This is a genomic window from Geminocystis sp. GBBB08, from assembly GCF_016743215.1.
Classification (GTDB): domain Bacteria; phylum Cyanobacteriota; class Cyanobacteriia; order Cyanobacteriales; family Cyanobacteriaceae; genus Geminocystis.
The window spans coordinates 1-2308 of record NZ_VRZC01000281.1 but is presented as its reverse complement, the minus strand read 5'-3'; the positions used below and the strand labels follow the sequence as shown (position 1 = coordinate 2308).

The 2308-nt window shown below is 29.7% G+C and carries 3 protein-coding genes; 1 reads left to right on the top strand and 2 read right to left on the bottom strand.

Going from position 1 to position 2308, the window contains the following annotated elements:
• On the top strand, window positions 1-800 hold an 800-nt coding region (locus FWJ34_RS19205), incomplete at its 5' end, for a glycosyltransferase family A protein (protein WP_308256931.1).
• On the opposite strand, the gene FWJ34_RS19200 is transcribed toward FWJ34_RS19205, so the two are convergent.
• Complete coding sequence (locus tag FWJ34_RS19200; protein WP_308256930.1) at window positions 797-2023, bottom strand: WecB/TagA/CpsF family glycosyltransferase; 1227 nt, start codon at window positions 2021-2023, stop codon at window positions 797-799. The genes FWJ34_RS19205 and FWJ34_RS19200 overlap by 4 nt on opposite strands.
• A 77-nt stretch (window positions 2024-2100) precedes the next feature.
• Window positions 2101-2308, bottom strand: a 208-nt coding sequence (locus tag FWJ34_RS19195) for a hypothetical protein (RefSeq protein WP_308256929.1), incomplete at its 5' end; no start/stop codon positions are given.

Here is a 2308-nt window from a genome sequence, read left to right as displayed (position 1 = left end):
CCGCCGCAAGAGCCAGAAATAAGGGTTTAGAATATATCATTAAACATTATCCTGAGACTAAATATATTCAATTTCTCGATGGTGATTGTGAATTATTGCCTAATTGGTTAGAAAATGCCATGGCAAAATTAAATAAAAAAGAAAACTTAGCTATTGTGGTTGGTAGAAATATTGAAAAATATCCTGAAAAATCCATCTATAATTATTTAGCCGATATGGAATGGAATACCCCTATTGGCGAAACTAATTCCTGTGGGGGGAATGCTTTAATTAGATTAGAAGCCCTAAAACAAGTTAATGGTTATAATTCTAGCCTAATTTGTGGAGAAGAGCCGGAAATGTGTCTTCGATTACGACAAAAAGAGTGGAAAATTGAACGATTAGACGTAAATATGACACTTCATGATACTGCCATGTTTAAATTTAGCCAATGGTGGAAACGTGCTACTCGGTGGGGTTGGGCTGTTGCTGAAGGTTATTTTATGCACGGAAAACCCCCAGAAAACTATATGATAAAAGAATATTTTAGCGGTTTTTTATGGGGTTTAATTATACCTTTTTTTGCTATTACTTTAATATGGATTACTAACGGTTTAAGTTTATTTTTATTATTAAGTTATTTACTTTTGCTATTCAAAATTTATCGTTATCGCCTTAATTATGGAGACAATCAAAAAGATGCTAAATTATATGCTTTTTGGAGTGTGCTATCTAAATTTCCACAGTTTATGGGACAATGTAAATATTTATGGAAAAAATTAACAAAACAACAGGCGACAATTATTGAACATAAAATTTAGTCTGATTTATCTATAGAAGAAGTAATGGTTTCTAATTCTTCATAAATTTGCTCAAACGTTGTATTTTTCTGTTGGTGAGATTTTAAAATAAATTGAAATTTGATAAACCAATCTAAAGTTTTTTGAGAAAGATAACCTGACTCTAATATTAACTCATGTATTTTTTTTCGAGGAAATAATTGCTCTTGTTTTTTAGATAAATCATCAATTTGTGAAGAGGATATTAAATGAGCTTTTTGTAAGTAATCTCCTAGGGGTAAAGATTGATTTGATTCAATAATTCTCAGTAACTCTTCTGCAAAAAAAGTGATAGTTTCTTGAGGTAAAAAACCAAAATTTTCGATAATTTGTCCTAACTTTACCTGATAATTTTTTTGTTTTTGAGTTTCTAATATCATAGTTAATTCTTCATTCGATAATAACCCCGCATTATTTAACATCATTCCTAAAGGCATAGATTTTAATTCCATAATGGGATTATTTTTATAAATATCAAAACGATATTGCAGTGTATGAATAAGAAAAGGAATACTATCAACTAAATAACGTTTCCATAATCTTTTTGGTTCGCAAATTAGGCGATAAAACCACTCCAAACCAATATTACTCATCCATTTTGGCGATCGAGTTTTATGTTCCGCCTCGAAATCAATAGTAGCTCCTATAGGTAAAAATATTTTAACATTAGGTAATAAAGAGCGGTATTTAACAATCCATTTTTCTTGTTTCGGTGCACCAACACCAATAGCGATCACATTTGCACCAGATTTATTTATTTGATCAATAATAGCAAAACATTCTACGGAATTATTTTCAAAACCAAAACTAGGAGATAAAGCAGAAACGATAATTTCTCTGCCTACTTTTTGATTAATCTTATTTTGAGCCTTTTGTGCAACCTCCGGTTCACCCCCAAGGAGAAAAATTTTAATTTCATTATTATCTTGATTGTAATGATAAAATGCCGGAAATAAATCTGATCCTGAAATCTTTTCTGGTACAGGCTTTCCTAAAAATTTAAGAACATATTGAATAATTTTACTATCACAAACCACATAATCCGCTATTTTATAAGCCTTAAGAAAATCAGCATCCTTCTGTAATTTGACTAAATGATCAACATTGGGAGTGACAATAAATCCTCCTTTTTCGGTTAACTCTTTAAGAAGATAAGATAAAGAAATATTATCAATAAAGATATTGAGAAAGTTTATCCTATCCATGAAAATTAAAATCGAATTAATCGAATTAATAAATTATATTGAAAATGAAACACCTGACCAAATCCATCTATTGATTCTTAAATACTATTATATAGCAATCTTAAATCATTCGTGAAGAGCGATGTTAATAACATCAATAAAAGGTTAGATGAGACTAACTGGACTTTGGACAAAGAAGAAAAGATTAGCGTATTTTCTACAATAATAAAAAAGAGAAAACAAGTTTCTTTATCATCCGCCGTATAATAGCTGAAAATACTGTTAAATTGAGGTTTTTTTAAGAGG

What these genes read in the sequence shown, in the direction of transcription:
- FWJ34_RS19200 (WP_308256930.1), bottom strand. Translation starts at nt 2,023, where the DNA reads ATGGATAGGATAAACTTTCTCAATATCTTTATTGATAATATTTCTTTA.